General features: G+C 68.3%; 10 protein-coding genes and 1 pseudogene. 5 read left to right on the forward strand and 6 right to left on the reverse strand.

Features of this window, described 5'->3' with window-relative positions:
- Positions 1-278: 278 nt before the first annotated feature.
- Complete coding sequence (locus tag DFS13_RS36960) at positions 279-1,919, forward strand: L-lactate permease (protein ID WP_111442813.1); 1,641 nt, start codon at positions 279-281, stop codon at positions 1,917-1,919.
- Between the two features lie 96 nt (positions 1,920-2,015).
- Here DFS13_RS36960 and DFS13_RS36965 read toward each other — a convergent pair whose 3' ends face one another.
- Complete coding sequence (locus DFS13_RS36965) at positions 2,016-2,951, reverse strand: LysR family transcriptional regulator (RefSeq protein ID WP_006485776.1); 936 nt, start codon at positions 2,949-2,951, stop codon at positions 2,016-2,018.
- A 229-nt stretch (positions 2,952-3,180) separates the two neighbouring features.
- On the opposite strand from DFS13_RS36965, the gene DFS13_RS36970 reads away from it, so the two are divergent.
- Positions 3,181-5,352, forward strand: coding sequence for a phosphocholine-specific phospholipase C (locus DFS13_RS36970; RefSeq protein WP_111442814.1), 2,172 nt, complete (start codon positions 3,181-3,183; stop codon positions 5,350-5,352).
- Between the two features lie 195 nt (positions 5,353-5,547).
- Positions 5,548-6,273, forward strand: a complete 726-nt coding sequence (locus DFS13_RS36975; RefSeq protein ID WP_006485791.1) for a phosphonate utilization associated transcriptional regulator — start codon at positions 5,548-5,550, stop codon at positions 6,271-6,273.
- A 98-nt stretch (positions 6,274-6,371) separates the two neighbouring features.
- Here DFS13_RS36975 and DFS13_RS36980 read toward each other — a convergent pair whose 3' ends face one another.
- From DFS13_RS36980 to DFS13_RS37000, 5 genes are all read right to left on the reverse strand, one after another.
- On the reverse strand, positions 6,372-7,760 hold the full coding sequence (locus DFS13_RS36980; RefSeq protein ID WP_006498684.1) for an FAD-dependent oxidoreductase: 1,389 nt from the start codon (positions 7,758-7,760) through the stop codon (positions 6,372-6,374).
- A 95-nt stretch (positions 7,761-7,855) separates the two neighbouring features.
- Positions 7,856-8,986 (reverse strand): 2-aminoethylphosphonate--pyruvate transaminase, encoded by a 1,131-nt coding sequence (locus tag DFS13_RS36985; protein WP_006485770.1) that lies wholly within the window; start codon positions 8,984-8,986, stop codon positions 7,856-7,858.
- Between the two features lie 47 nt (positions 8,987-9,033).
- On the reverse strand, positions 9,034-10,761 hold the full coding sequence (locus DFS13_RS36990) for a putative 2-aminoethylphosphonate ABC transporter permease subunit (RefSeq protein WP_034201209.1): 1,728 nt from the start codon (positions 10,759-10,761) through the stop codon (positions 9,034-9,036).
- Positions 10,758-11,840: a putative 2-aminoethylphosphonate ABC transporter ATP-binding protein gene (locus DFS13_RS36995; RefSeq protein WP_111442815.1), complete on the reverse strand. Its 1,083-nt coding sequence runs from the start codon at positions 11,838-11,840 to the stop codon at positions 10,758-10,760. The genes DFS13_RS36990 and DFS13_RS36995 overlap by 4 nt, the downstream gene beginning before the upstream one ends.
- Positions 11,841-11,937: 97 nt before the next feature.
- Positions 11,938-12,993 carry a putative 2-aminoethylphosphonate ABC transporter substrate-binding protein gene (locus DFS13_RS37000; RefSeq protein ID WP_111442816.1) on the reverse strand — a complete coding sequence of 352 codons (1,056 nt, stop codon included), beginning with the start codon at positions 12,991-12,993 and terminating at the stop codon, positions 11,938-11,940.
- Positions 12,994-13,202: 209 nt separating this feature from the next.
- On the opposite strand from DFS13_RS37000, the gene phnA reads away from it, so the two are divergent.
- Entirely contained in the window at positions 13,203-14,441 is a 1,239-nt protein-coding gene (gene phnA / locus DFS13_RS37005) for a phosphonoacetate hydrolase (protein ID WP_006485766.1), read from the forward strand.
- Positions 14,442-14,469: 28 nt separating this feature from the next.
- A pseudogene (locus DFS13_RS37010) lies at positions 14,470-14,643 on the forward strand (phosphonoacetaldehyde dehydrogenase); the annotation flags it as partial.

The raw sequence follows: 14,643 nt of genomic DNA on the forward strand, positions 1-14,643 counted from the left end.
AGTGAGCCGGCCGCGACGGGTTGCCTGTCGAACGCGACAGCTGTGCGCCATCTGCCGGTCATCGTGCGGTGGACGGTCCGCATCGGCTCGCCCGCATCGGGCTTCTCCCCCCTTGTGCAAGCGCGTCGCGCCTCCTAACCTCTTTTAAGCGACCGATCGGTTGGCCGCGCAACGTCGTTGCGTACGCAAGCGCCCGATCGTGGTCGTGACCGCAGGACATCGCCTTGACCCGAACCCGGCACATCGACATGCGCGCCCGGGTCGACTCTGGAGACACGATGAATCCCACCGACGCCCTACCGCCCGGCATCGTCTTCGCGCAACCGTTGACGCCCGTCGCCCACTCGCTGCTCCTGTCGTTCCTCGTCGCCGCGATCCCGATCGCGGTCGCGCTGATCGCGCTCGGCGTGCTGCGTCGCCCCGCGTGGCAGGCGTCGCTGGCCGGGCTCGTCGCGGGCCTCGCGGTCGCGATCGGCGCGTGGGGGATGCCGGCCGGGCTCGCGTTCAACGCGGTCGGCGCCGGCATGGCGCTCGCGGTCGTGCCGGTGATGTGGATCGTCTTCAACGCGCTGCTGCTCTACAACATCGCGGTGAAGTCGGGCCGCTTCGACCAGTTCCGGCAGTGGATGCTCGACAACCTGCCCGACGATCGCCGCCTCGTGCTGCTCGTCGTCGCGTTCTCGTTCGGTTGTCTGCTCGAAGGGATCTCCGGATTCGGCACGCCGGTCGCGATCACGAGCGCGCTCTTGATCGCGCTCGGCTTCCCCGCGCTCGAAGCGCTCACCTACACGCTGCTGTTCAACACGGCGCCGGTCGCGTTCGGCGCGCTCGGCGTGCCGATCACCGTGCTCGGCGCGGTCACGTCGCTGCCGCCCGCGACGCTCGCGCAGATGGTCGGCCGCCAGTTGCCGTTCTTCGCGCTGCTGCTGCCGTTCTACGTGGTCGGCGCATACGGCGGGCTGCGCTCGATCGCGAAGCTGTGGCCCGCGCTGCTCGTGTCGGGCGGCAGCTTCGCGCTCGCGCAGTTCGTCACGTCGAACTTCCTCGGCTACCAGCTCACCGACGTGCTGTCGTCGCTCACGTCGCTGATCGTGACGATCGGCTTCCTGCAGGTGTGGAAGCCGCAGCCCGATCCGCAATACGCGCTGGCGCGCAGCGTGCCGGCCGCCGCCGGCGCCGCGCGCGCTGGCTTCGGCGGCTGGTTGCCGTGGCTCGTCGTGTCGGTGGTCGTGATCGTGTGGGTACACGCGAACGTCGCGGCGATCGGCGACGTGAAGATCAAGTGGCCGGGCCTGCACAACGCCGTGTACGTGTCGCTGTACCACAAGCCGTATGCGGCGATCTGGGATTTCCAGCCGCTCGGCACGGGCACCGCGATCATGCTGTCGGCGATCGTCACGGCCGCGCTGACGCGTACCGGCCCCGGCGCGTTCGTCGAATGCGTGGTGAAGACGTGGCGGCAGACGTGGATCGCGATCGTCACGGTGATGATGATCGTCGGGCTCGCGTACCTGCTGAACTACTCGGGCATCAGCTATACGCTCGGCACCGGCGTCGCGTCGACCGGTGCGCTGTTCCCGCTGGTGTCCGCGTCGCTCGGCTGGATCGCCGTGTTCCTGTCCGGCAGCGACACGTCGGGCAACGCGCTGTTCGGCAACCTGCAGGTCGTCGCCGCGCGCCAGCTCGGCCTCGATCCGGTGCTGATGGCCGCCACCAACTCGTCGGGCGGCGTGATGGGCAAGATGATCTCGCCGCAGAACATCGCGACGGGCGTATCGACGACGGACCTGAAAGGGCAGGAGGGCGTCGTGTTCGCGCGCACCTTCTGGCACAGCGTGATCCTCACGCTGTTGCTCGGCGTGCTGGTGTTTCTGCAGCAGCACGTGCTGACCTGGATGATTCCGGCGCTGCCGAAGTGACGCGGCGCCGCGACAGAAGAAGGCACGAGGAAAGCAACGAGGGAAGGCGCGGGAAAAGCGCCACGTAGTGTGCGGAAGCGGTGAACGCGCGGCGGCTCAGCGCGCGTTCACCCGCCGCATCGTTCGTCCGGTTTCAACCGTGTCGGCCGCATCGATCGCATCGGCCGCTTCGCCGTCGCCCGGCAGGATGCACGCGAGGAACGCGTCGATCGCGGGGCTCTGGCGGCGCGCCTTCAGGTAGTACACGTATTCGTCGATCGTCGTGTCGACGCCGCGCAGCGCGATCACGCGCAGGTCCGGATGGCGCTCGGCCTCGCCGAGCGGAAACAGGCTGCCGCCTACGCCATGCAGGATCGCCTCGCGAATCGCTTCGCGGCTGCCGATCTCGGCGACCGATGGGGCCGCGACGCCGGCCGCGGCGAGGATCGTCTCCGTGCAGCGGCGCGTGACCGACCCTTCCTCGCGGATCAGCAGCCGCACGTCGGCGAGCTGCGCCGGGTCGATCGAATCGAACCGCGCGAGCGGATGACGGCGATGCACGACGAGCACCAGCGGATCGGTCGAGATCACCTTGCGTTCCAGGCCGTCGGCGTCGTTGCGCTGCGACGAGACCGCGAGATCGATGCGGAATTCCTGCAGCGCCTGCAGGATTTCCTCGGAGTTGCCGATCCGGCACGTGAGCGCGATCGACGGGTGCGCGCTCGAGAAGCGGCCGACCGCGTCCATGATGTAGTACGGGCCGGTCGCGCCGATCCGCAGGTGGCCTTCGAACAGGCCGCCGACGTTGCGCAGCATGATGTCGGCCTGCGCCTCGAGCGCGATCATCTGCTCGACGAGCGGCAGCAGCTCGATGCCCGTGTCGGTCACCTCGAGCTTGCGGCCGCTGCGGTAGAACAGCTCGACGCCGTACACCTGCTCGACCTGCCGGATCTGCGCGGCAATCGTCGGCTGGCTCACGCCGAGGTGGCGCGCGGCGCGCGTGATGCTGCCCTGCCGGACGGTCGCGTGGAACGCCTTCAGCTGATCGAACACGACTCGGCTTCTCCCCCCTCTTCATCGCGCGTCAGCGTAGCGCACGCATATGTCGGCCGCATGAAAGGCGCGCCGTGCGCCGCTTCCAAAAAAATCCTGTGGGTCACCCAAAGAAACCTGCGGGAACCGGTCACGGCCGGGACATGCCGGTGCGGGGTAATAACGGCGACGCAGATCGCCGGCCCGCTCGTCCGGCGACCCCACTCCCACCGACCACAGGGTGCTTTTCATGTCCTCGAACAATCGACGCGATTTCCTGCGCCTCGCCGCGCAGTCGGCCGGCGCGATGGCCGCCTACGCGGGCTTTCCGCCCGCGATCCGCAATGCGCTGGCGATGCCGGCCGCCTATCGCACCGGCACGATCCGCGACGTCGAGCACGTCGTGATCTTCATGCAGGAAAACCGTTCGTTCGACCATTACTTCGGCGGGCTGCGCGGCGTGCGCGGCTTCGACGACCCGCGTCCGCACCTGCTGCCGAACGGCGCACCGGTGTGGCAGCAGCCGCCGGCATCGGTGTTCACGAAGAACTACCACTCGCGCGGGCTCGATCCGTCCGCGCCGTACGTGCTGCCGTTCTACCTCGATCCGAAGCAGACGACCGAATTCCAGCCGGGCACCAACCACGGCTGGAGCAGCGGCCACCTGTCCTGGAACAACGGCCAGTGGGATCAGTGGGTGAACCAGAAGCAGGACGTGCTGACGATGGGCTACCTGAAGCGCCAGGATCTCACGTACCACTACGCGCTGGCCGACGCGTTCACGATCTGCGATTCGTACTTCTGCTCCGCGCACGCCGACACGGCGCCGAACCGCATCTACCTGTGGACCGGCACGATCGATTCGCGCAACGTCTACGGCAGCGCGCCGAACGGCCCGGGCATCGGCGAGCGCAACGACGTGAACGGCTACACGTGGACGACCTACGCCGAACGCCTCGAGAACGCGAAGATCAGCTGGAAGGTGTACCAGGGCGGCACCGGCATCCCGGGCGACCCGACCGACAACTACACCGACAACTCGCTGATGTTCTTCAAGCGCTTCCAGGTGAAGGAAGGCGCGAGCGGCCCGCTGGTCGACAAGGGCGCATCGAACCACACGCTCGCGGAGCTGAAGGCCGACGTGCAGGCGAACCGGTTGCCGCAGGTGTCGTGGATCGTGTCGCCGTACAAGTACAGCGAGCACCCGCAGGCGTCGCCGACCGACGGCGCGTTCTACATCAACATGGTGCTCGAGGCGCTGACGTCGAACCCGGAAGTGTGGGCGAAGACGGTGTTCATCCTGAACTACGACGAGAACGACGGACTGTTCGATCACGTCGTGCCGCCGGTGCCGCCGGTCACGAGCGGCGTGGGCGGGCAGGGGATCGTGTCGTCGAACCTGCTGTCGACCCTCGGCGACGAGCTGCTCGACCTGAACAAGTATCCGGGCGAAATGAGCCCGCTCGTGCCGGGCGCCGACCCGGGCGGCATCCAGCCGATCGGCCTCGGGCCGCGCGTGCCGCTGATCATCATCTCGCCGTGGACGAAGGGCGGCTGGGTCTGCTCGGAGACGTTCGACCATACGTCGGTGCTGCGTTTCCTCGAAGCGCGTTTCGGCGTGAAGGAACCGAACATCAGCGCGTGGCGCCGGTCGATCTGCGGCGACCTCACGTCGGCGTTCGACTTCTCCGCGCGCCCCGACACGCGCACGGTGGGCTTCACGGTGCCGCAGCACCTCGCGACGGCCGGCCAGGCGTACCAGGTGCCCGCGCAACAGTCGATGCCGGCGCAGGAGCCGGGCACGCGGCCGGCGCGTGCGCTGCCGTACGAGCTGTTCGTGCACAGCCGCGTGGGCGCGCATGACGACACCGTGTCGCTCGACTTCGCGAACACCGGCGACGCGGGCGCCGCGTTCTACGTGTACGACCGCCGCAACCCGGCGACGCCGCCGCGCCGCTACGCGGTGTCCGCGCGCGACCGCTTCGTCGACACGTGGAGCACGTCGGCCGCGCGCGGCGACTACCATCTCGCGGCCTACGGCCCGAACGGCTATCTGTGCGAGTTCCAGGGCAACACGCGGCTCGCCGCGGACGGCCGCCACGCGAACCCCGAAGCCAAGATCGGCTACGACGTGCGCAATCGCCACGTGTACCTGCAACTGCGCAACAGCGGGCGCGCGAGCTGCCGCGTGACGGTCGACAACGCGTACAGCCACGCGCATGCACGCACCTACACGCTGGCGCCGGGCGAGCGCATCGAGGCGCACTTCGAGCTGTCGTCGAGCCACGGCTGGTACGATCTGACGATCACCGCGACCACGCTGCGCGGCGGCGACGACAAGGTCGTGCGCCGCTTCGCGGGCCACGTCGAGACGGGCCGGCCGAGCCACAGTGATCCGGGGCCGGTGAAGCACACGGCCTGACGGTTGCGCAGGGTCGCGCGAAGCGGGGCGGTTCGCCCGCCGCGCGCGACCCTCGCGTGCCGGCCGCATTCCGGCACGCCGGATTGGATTTTGGAAACTGAAAACTGTTGACAATATGCCGGGCCGAGGGTATACAAGGATCATTCGCCGATATGGCGCCCTCGTTTTCATCCATAGCCCGCTGCCTGCCCGACCATGACTGCCCCGAACGCGCTCAGCGCCATCGAACTCCTGCAAAGCCAGTCGCTCGCGATGATCGTCCAGGACATGCTCGAGCGCGCGATCGTCTCCGGCGAATACGCGCCGGGCGAAAAGCTCAACGAAGTCGAGATCGCGACCCGGCTGAACGTGTCGCGCGGCCCGGTGCGCGAAGCGTTCCGCGCGCTCGAACAGGCCGGCCTGCTGCGCAACGAGAAGAACCGCGGCGTGACCGTGCGCGTCGTGCCGCTGCGCGAGGCCGAGGAAATCTACGAAGTGCGCGCGATGCTCGACGAGTCGGTCGCGCGCGCGCTCGCGAAGCGTATCTCGCCCGAGACGCTGAAGGTGCTGAAGGGCATCATCCAGTCGATGAAGGACGCCGCGAAGACGCACGACGTCACGCGCTATACCGAGCTGAACGTACAGTTCCACGACGCGATGGTCGTCGGCGTCGGCAATACCCATCTCACCGATACCTACCGGCGGCTCGTGCGCCAGCTCGGCCTGCTGCGCCAGGCGGCGATCGAGGCCGAGGAGGATGCGATCGCGGTGTCGGCGGCCGAGCACGACAAGATCGTGCAGGCGCTCGCGGCCGGCGACGAGGACAAGGCCGTCGCGCTCGTGCGTGAGCACGTCGCGCACGGCCTCGCGCGGATGCGCCGTACGCACGAGCAGGGGCTGCCTGCGACGGGCAAGGCGGCGCGGGAGAAGGCCGGCGCATAAAAGCCCGGCAACGCCCGCGGGAGCTGTCGCGCACAGGTAAAGGGACGCGTCGCCGCGTCCCTTTTCGTTGTGCTTCGGTTTAGCGGATCAACCCGTCGTCACGCCTTGTCGGCCTTCCCCGCCGCGCTCGCAAATTTCGCGAGCCACGTATCCACCGCCGACGGCCGCCGGCTCTCGTCCTCCGCGCGCTCCTTGCGGCGGATCGCGTTGCGCACGACGTGCGCGCCGACATAGCGGATCGGCTCCGGCGGGAAATGGCCGAGCGGGCCGCGCACGATCGGGCTGCGCGTCCACGCGTTGTCGAGGCCGAGCACCAGCGACGACAGGATCTGCCCGCCCATGTAGGTTGGCCCGACGCCGTTGCCCGAATAGCCGAAGCCGTAGAACACGTTCGGCGCGTCGTCGAGGCGGCCGAAGAACGGGAAGCCCGTCACCGAACGATCGGACGGCCCGTTCCAGCTCGCGGTGACCGGCACGCCCGCGAGCGACGGGAAGAACTCGCGCAGGCTGTGCGTGAGCTGCGCCTCGTACGGCGAGCGGCGGTCGAACACCGGCGCGATGCGGCTGCGCCACGAGAACGTGTTGCCGCCCTTGCCGAGCATCAGCCGCCCGTCGGCGGTCGTGCGGTAGTAGTAGACGAAGATCCGCGAATCGAGCACCGACACGCCGTCCACGAGCCCGGTCCGCTCGAGCAGCTCCGGGCATTTCTCGGTGATCACCATGTCGCTCGACACGACCGCGATCGTCCGCTCGAACTGCGGGAAGCGGCTCGCCATCCACGCGTTGATCGCGAATACGAGCTTGCCCGCCGTGACGCTGCCGGACGGCGTGCGCACGACGGCCGGCTGGCCGGGCGTGAAGTCGAGCATCGGCGTGCGCTCGTAGATCCGGATGCCCATCGCGCGCGCGACGCGGCGCAGCCCGCGCACGAGCTTGCCCGGATGCACGGTCGCGGCGATCGGCGAGTAGACGCCGTCGAGATTGCGCGCGGAGCCCGAGCGGCGCGCGACTTCGGCGGGCGGCAGCGGCTCGTAGCTGTGGATGCCGCACGCGGCGAGCGCGTCGAGCACCGGCGCGAGCGTGCCGACCTGCGCGCGCGACGTCGCGGTGTACAGCGTGCCGTCGAGCCGCAGTTCCGCATCGATGTCGTGCGCGCGGCAGAAATCGGCGATGTGCTGCACGGCCGCTTCCGACGCCTTCACGAGCCGGATTGCCTCGGCTTCGCCGAACAGGCGCCGCAGCGTCAGGAACTTCGCGGACCACGTGAGCAGGCAGCCGCCGTTGCGGCCGCTCGCGCCGGCGCCGCACAGGTCGGCTTCGAGGATCGCGATGTCGAGCGCGGGATGCTGCTGCTTGGCCTGGATCGCGGTCCAGAGGCCCGTGAAGCCGCCGCCGACGATGCACACGTCGGCCTGCGTCGCGCCTTGCAGCGCGGGGGCGAGATCGCCGTCGTTGAACAGCGCTTGTTCGATCCAGAAGGGTCGCATCGGAGAGTCGTCGATAAGGGGCCGTGCGGCGCACGGCCGGGAAAACGGGCAGCCGCCTGCGCCTGCGCACGCGGCCGGGGCATCGCGTCAGATCGTCATGCCGCCGCTTCGGCCGACACGCGGCGTACGCCCATCGCGCGCAGCGTGTCGGCGATCGCGGCGACGGCGCCCGGAATCCCGGCCTCGCCGAAATGGCCGATGCAGCCGACGCGGAACGTCTCCACTTCGGTCAGCTTGCCCGGATACAGAATGTAGCCGCGCTTTTTGACCTCCTGATAAAACCGCTTGAAGTCGTAGTTCGGATCGTCCGGCGCATGGAACGTGACGATGATCGGCGCCTGGATCGCCGGATCGAGGAACGGCCGGAAGCCGAGCGCGCGCATCCCGTCGAGCAGCGCGCGGGTGTTGCGCTGGTAGCGGCCGCCGCGCGCGGCGAGCCCGCCTTCGTCGATGTATTGCGCGACGGCCGCGTCGAGCGCGGCGACCACGTGCGTCGGCGGCGTGAAGCGCCACTGCGTCGTGCGCTGCATGTAGACCCACTGGTCGTACAGGTCCATCGCGAGCGAGTGGCTGTTGCCTTCGCAGCGTTCGAGCGCGCTGCGCTTGGCGATCACGAAGCCGAGCCCCGGCACGCCCTCGAGGCATTTGCCGGACGCGGCGATCACCGCGTCGAACGGTGTCGTGCGCGCGTCGATGTCGATCGCGCCGAACGAGCTCATCGCGTCGACGATCAGCGCGCGCCCGTGCTTCGCGACGGCCTGTGCGACGTCGTGCAGCGGGTTCAGCACGCCGGCGCCGGTTTCGCAGTGCACGAGCGCGACGTGCGTGATCGACGGATCGGCGGCGAGCGCGCGCTCGACGTCGGCCGGATCGACGCGGCGATCCTCGCGGTAGTCGATCGTCGTGAGCCGGCGGCCGAGCACGCGGCAGATCTTCGCGAGGCGCTGGCAATACGCGCCGTTGTTCGGCACCAGCACGTGGCCGTCGCGCGGCACCAGCGTGCCGATCGCCGCTTCGACCGAGAACGTGCCGCTGCCTTGCAGCGGTACGCATTCGTGCGTGCCTTCGCCGTGCACGATCTGCAGCAGGCGTTCGCGCAGCCGCGCGGTGATCGCGTTGAAATCGCCGTCCCACGAGCCCCAGTCGCGCAGCATCGCGTCGCGCGTGCGCTCGGAGGTCGTCAGGGGGCCGGGGGTCAGCAGGATGGGCTGGGCAGCGAGCGTCATGGTGTCTCCTCGATGAAGTCGGGACGTCACGTGAATGCGGCAGGGAATCAACGGCGATGCGGGTTGCGCCATGCCTGCGTACGGCGCAGCAGGCGGTGCGAGATGCAGGCGAACAGCACGCACGCGAACGACGAGGTCGCGAGCACGAGCGTGGCCATCGCGGCGGCCGGGCCCATCTGGCCCGCGTCGTCGAGGTTCAGGATCGCGACCGACGCGGGCTGCGTGTCCGGCGAGTACAGGAACGCGACGGCCGACACCGTCGTCATCCCGTTGACGAACAGGTAGCGCGCGATCAGCAGGATCGCGGGCAGGCACACGGGCACCGTCACGCGCAGGAAGGTCTTGTAGAACGGCACCTTCAGCGACGCGGATACCGCCTCGAACTCGCTGTCGATCTGCCGGAGCGCGGTGACGGCGGTGAGGTGGCTCGACGCGTAGTAGTGGACGACCGTGACGATCGCGAGCAGCCACAGCGATCCGTACAGCCCGTTCAGCGGATTGCCGGGCGCGTTGAACAGGAAGATGTAGCTGATGCCGAGCACGAGCCCCGGCACGCCCATCGGCAGGATCGCGCACAGGCTGATGAAGCCGCGCAGCCAGCGTGCGCCGCGGGTCTTCTCGATCAGGTAGGCGCCGCCGAACACGACGATCGTGCCGCCGAGCGCCACCGTCGCGGCCATCCGCAAGCTGTTCTTGTACGCGTCGAAGATGCCGGCCGCGATCAACCCCATCTCGTAATGCTGCAGCCCGAGCGTCATCTGGTACGGCCAGAACTTGACGAACGACGCGAACACCGAGATGCCGACCACCGCGATGAAGAACGCGCACACGAGCGCGCAGTACGCGAGCATCGCGGCGTCGAAGCCGCGCGACGGCTTCGGCTGGTACGGCGTCGAGCGCGCGCCGAGCTGCGACTGCTGGCGGCGGCGGATGAAGTAGTCGACGCCGAACGCGACGAGCGCCGGGCACAGCAGCATCAGGCTCACGACCGCGCTGCGGTTGAAATCCTGCAGCCCGATGATCAGCTTGTAGATGTCGGTCGACAGCACGTTGTACGCGCCGCCGATCACGACCGGCACGCCGAAGTCGTTGATGCACATCGTGAACGCGACCATCGTCGCGCTGATCAGCCCGTACTTCGCGCCGGGCAGCGTGATCGTGAAGAACTTGCGCAGGCGGCCCGTGCCCATCGCGTCGGCGGCTTCGTAGAGCCGGCCGTCCGCGAGCGACAGCGCGGTGACGAGGATCATCAGCACGTGCGGGAACGACGCGTACACCATGCTCAGCACGATGCCCGGCAGCCCGTAGATCGAATGGCCGTGCAGCAGCGGCTTCAGCAGCCCCGCATTGCCGAACCAGTAGATGAACGACACGGCCGACAGCAGCGTCGGCGCGAGCAGCGGCAGCAGCGCGATCGTGCGTGCCGCGTTCTTCAGCGGCATGCACGAGCGTGTCAGCGCATACGCGAACGTGAACGCCATCGGCACGACGATCATCGTGACGAGCGCGCCGACCGTCAGCGAATGCAGCATCGAGCGCAGCACGCCGCTGTCCTCCAGATACTCGACGAAGTTGTGCGCGCCGACGAAGCGCCCGTCCGCGTCGACGAAGCATTTCTGCACGACGAGCGCGAGCGGCAGCAGCAGGAACAGCGACATCAGCGCGGCCATCGCGACCAGCGCGAGCTGCGCGAGGCGATCGTGCCAGTGCGTGAGCTGCCGGACGTCGGCGGGGGCGGACGCGCCGCGGCGGCGCTCGGTCAGGACGGTGCTCATTGGAGTCGCTCCTTCGCGCACGGGAACACGCGGACATGCTCGCGATCGAGCGCGAGGTCGATGCGCGCGCCGGCCTGCACGCCGGTGCGGTCGACGTCGTGATACGACAGGTCGGCGACGATCTCCTGGCCGTCGAGCCCGTCGATCCGGAAGCTCACGCGGCAGAACGCGCCGAGGAATTCGAGCTTCTCGACGCGGCCGGCCAGCACGTTGTCGGCCGTCTCGCCCGGCACGCGGATGCGCAGGTCCTCGGGCCGCACGTAGACCGACACCGCCGCGCCTTGCGCGGTGCCGTGGCGGCAGTCGAAGCCGATGCCGCCCGCGCGCAGCGTGCCGTCCTGCGCGACCTCGGCGGGAATCGTGTTGACGCGGCCGATGAAGTCCGCGACGAACGGCGATGCCGGTTGCCGGTAGATTTCGAGCGGCGTGCCGATCTGCTCGATCACGCCGTGGTTCATCACGACGATGCGATCGGCCATCGACAGCGCTTCTTCCTGATCGTGCGTGACCATGATCGTCGTCACGCCGAGCCGCTGCTGCAGCGCGCGGATCTCCTGGCGCAGCCGCACGCGCACGCGCGCGTCGAGCGCCGACAGCGGCTCGTCGAGCAGCAGCAGGCCGGGCGAGGTGGCGAGCGCGCGCGCCAGCGCGATGCGTTGCTGCTGGCCGCCGGACAACTGGCCCGGATGCTTGCGATGGCTGTCGGGCAAACCGACCAGCGCCAGCAGCGTATGCACGCGCTCGTGGATCGCGTCGCGCTTCATCTTGCGGTTCACGAGCCCGTACGCGACGTTGTCGTACACGGTGAGGTTCGGGAACAGCGCATACGACTGGAACACGATTCCGTAGTCGCGCAGTTGCGGCGGCAGCCGCGAGATGTCGCGGCCGTCCTGCATGATGTGGCCGGCGTTCTGCGTCTCGAGCCCCGCGACGATCCGTAGCAGCGTGGTCTTCCCGCAGCCGGACGGCCCGAGGAAACAGATCATCTCGCCCTTCATCACGCTCAGGTTGATGTCGGTGAGGACCTGCGTGTCGTTGTACCGCTTCTCGATGCGTTCTACGCTCAGATAAGGTGCCATGCGCGCCTCCATGGAGGGGCGGCCCGGGGGCCGGATTCGACGACGGAAAGGGTGACGCGGGGCGGCGCGCGGCGCGGCCCCGCAGCCGGTCGCGGCGTTACTGCTGCGCTTTCGCGCCGTAGCGCTTCTGCCACGTATCGAGGATCGACTGGCGGTTCTTCGCGGACCACACGAAGTCGTTCTTCACGAGCAGGTCCGAGTAGTTGTCGGGGATGCCGGCCAGCTTCCGCGCGACGCCCGGATACGCGACGATCGCCCACCAGCGCGCGGTGATCTGGTTCGCTTCCTTGCTCGCCATGAAGTCGGCGAGCTTCTTCGCGGCGTCGGGCTGTTTCGTCGTCTTCATGATCGCCGTGCCTTCCATGTCCCAGCCGAGCCCTTCCTTCGGGAACACGAGATCGATCGGCGCGCCCTGCGCCTGCAGTTCGTGGCCGCGGAACTCGAACGAGATGCCGATCGGGAATTCGCCGGTGCCGGCGAGCGTGCACGGCTTCGAGCCCGAGTGCACGTACTGCGCGACGTTCTTGTCGAGCGCGTCCATGAATTTCCAGCCGCGATCGTCGCCGAAGGTCTGCAGCCAAGCGGTCACGTCGAGATAGCCGGTGCCCGACGAAACGGGGCTCGGCATCACGATCGCGCCCTTGTAGACGGGCTTCGTCAGGTCTTCCCACGACGTCGGCTTCGGGATGTTCTTCGCCTGCGCGGCGACGCGGTTGTAGCAGATCGTCGCGCCCCACACGTCCATGCCGACCCAGTGCGGCGGCGTGTTCGCGTCGCTGTATTTGCGCGTGAGCTGGTCGAAGCCCTTCGGCGTGTACGGCATCAGCATGCCCTGCAGGTCGAGCAGCGTGAGGCTCGACGCGGCGAGGCCGAGCACGACGTCCGCGCGCGGATTGTTCTTCTCCGCGAGCAGCTTCGCGGTGACCGAGCCGGTCGAGTCGCGCACCCAGCGGATCTCGAGATCGGGGTTCGCCTTCTCGAACGCGTCCTTGTAGGGCTTCATCGCCTCGTCTTCCAGCGCGGTGTAGACCAGCAGCGACGTCTTCGCGTACGCCGCGTGCGCGGCGCCGAGCGCCACCGCGGCAGCCAGCGCGACGCGGGCCGCGCCCGCCGCCCATGCGTTCAAACGCTTGTTTACCGGCACTTCGTTCATCTTCAGACCCCTTGACTGTGGCGCCGCGGCACACGGCGGATGAGTGGAGACCAGCCCTCTTGCTGCTTCGTTGTTTTGCTTTCTGTTCTCTGCATGTTGTTGACAATCTACAAATCATCAATTTTAATGTCAAGCATGGAAAACACCTCCCTTCGGCGCGGCGCGGGCGCCGACGGCTCACCCCCTTCGACCTGAAAGGAATGAACGTCATGACTGAAACGCCTGTATCCGTGGAAGTGAACGGCCGCCGCTACAACTGGATGAGCCGGCCCGTGGTGGTCGTGTGCGTCGATGGCTGCGCATACGAATATCTGGAGGAAGCCGCCGAGGCCGGCGTCGCGCCGTTCCTGCGCACGCTGCTGAAGCCGGGCACCGCGCTCAAGGGCGAGTGCGTGGTGCCGAGCTTCACGAACCCGAACAACCTGTCGATCGTCACCGGCGTGCCGCCGGCGATCCACGGGATAAGCGGCAACTACTTCTACGATCGCGACACCGGCGCCGAAGTGCTGATGAACGATCCGAAGTACCTGGTCGCGCCCACCGTGCTCGCGACCTTCGCCGAACGAGGGGCGCGCGTCGCGGTCGTCACCGCGAAGGACAAGCTGCGCCGTCTGCTCGGCAAGGGGCTGAAGGGCATCTGCTTCTCGTCGGAAAAGGCCGACGAGGCGAGCGTCGAGGAAAACGGCATCGACAACGTGCTCGAGCTGGTCGGCAAGCCGGTGCCGAGCGTGTACAGCGCGGACCTGTCGGAATTCGTGTTCGCGGCCGGCGTGCGCCTGCTCGAGACGCGCCCGATCGACCTGATGTACCTGTCGACCACCGATTACGTGCAGCACAAGTGCGCGCCCGGCACCGAAGGCGCGAACGCGTTCTACGCGATGATGGACACGTACCTGCAGCGTCTCGACGCACTCGGCGCGATCGTCGCGATCACGGCCGATCACGGGATGAACGCGAAGCACGACGACGCGACCGGCGAGCCGAACGTGATCTACCTGCAGGAGCTGTTCGACGAATGGCTCGGCCACGATGCGGCGCGCGTGATCCTGCCGATCACCGATCCGTACGTCGTGCACCACGGTGCGCTCGGCTCGTTCGCGACCGTCTACGTGCCGGCCACCGCCGATGCCGACGCGCTGCGCGCGCGGCTCGCGGCGGTCGACGGCATCGAGGTCGTGCTGACGGGCGCCGAAGGCTGCGCGCGCTTCGAGTTGCCGCCCGCGCGGATGGGCGACCTGATCGTGATCTCGAAGCAGGACGTCGTGCTCGGCACGCGCCGCATCAAGCACGACCTGTCGGGCCTCGACGTGCCGCTGCGTTCGCACGGCGGGATCTCCGAGCAGATCGTGCCGCTGATCTTCAGCAAGCCGGTCGCGACCGACGTCACCGGCCGCGCGCGGCTGCGCAACTTCGACATCATCGACATCGCGCTCAACCATCTGCAGTGATGCACGCGCATCCTTGGGGGATACAGTCATGAACGCCATTGCAGCATCGACGGCCGTCCGCGAGATTCGTCGCGAAGCACTGCGAATCGACGGCGAACGGATTCACCGCGACGCGGTGATCGACGTGCGCAACCCGTACGACGGCGCGCTGGTCGGCACCGTGCCGAAGGCGACGCTCGACGACGTGCGCCGTGCCTTCGCG

Origin of the sequence: Burkholderia sp. 28_3 (assembly GCF_003253915.1) — a bacterium.
Classification (GTDB): Bacteria; Pseudomonadota; Gammaproteobacteria; order Burkholderiales; family Burkholderiaceae; genus Burkholderia; species Burkholderia cenocepacia.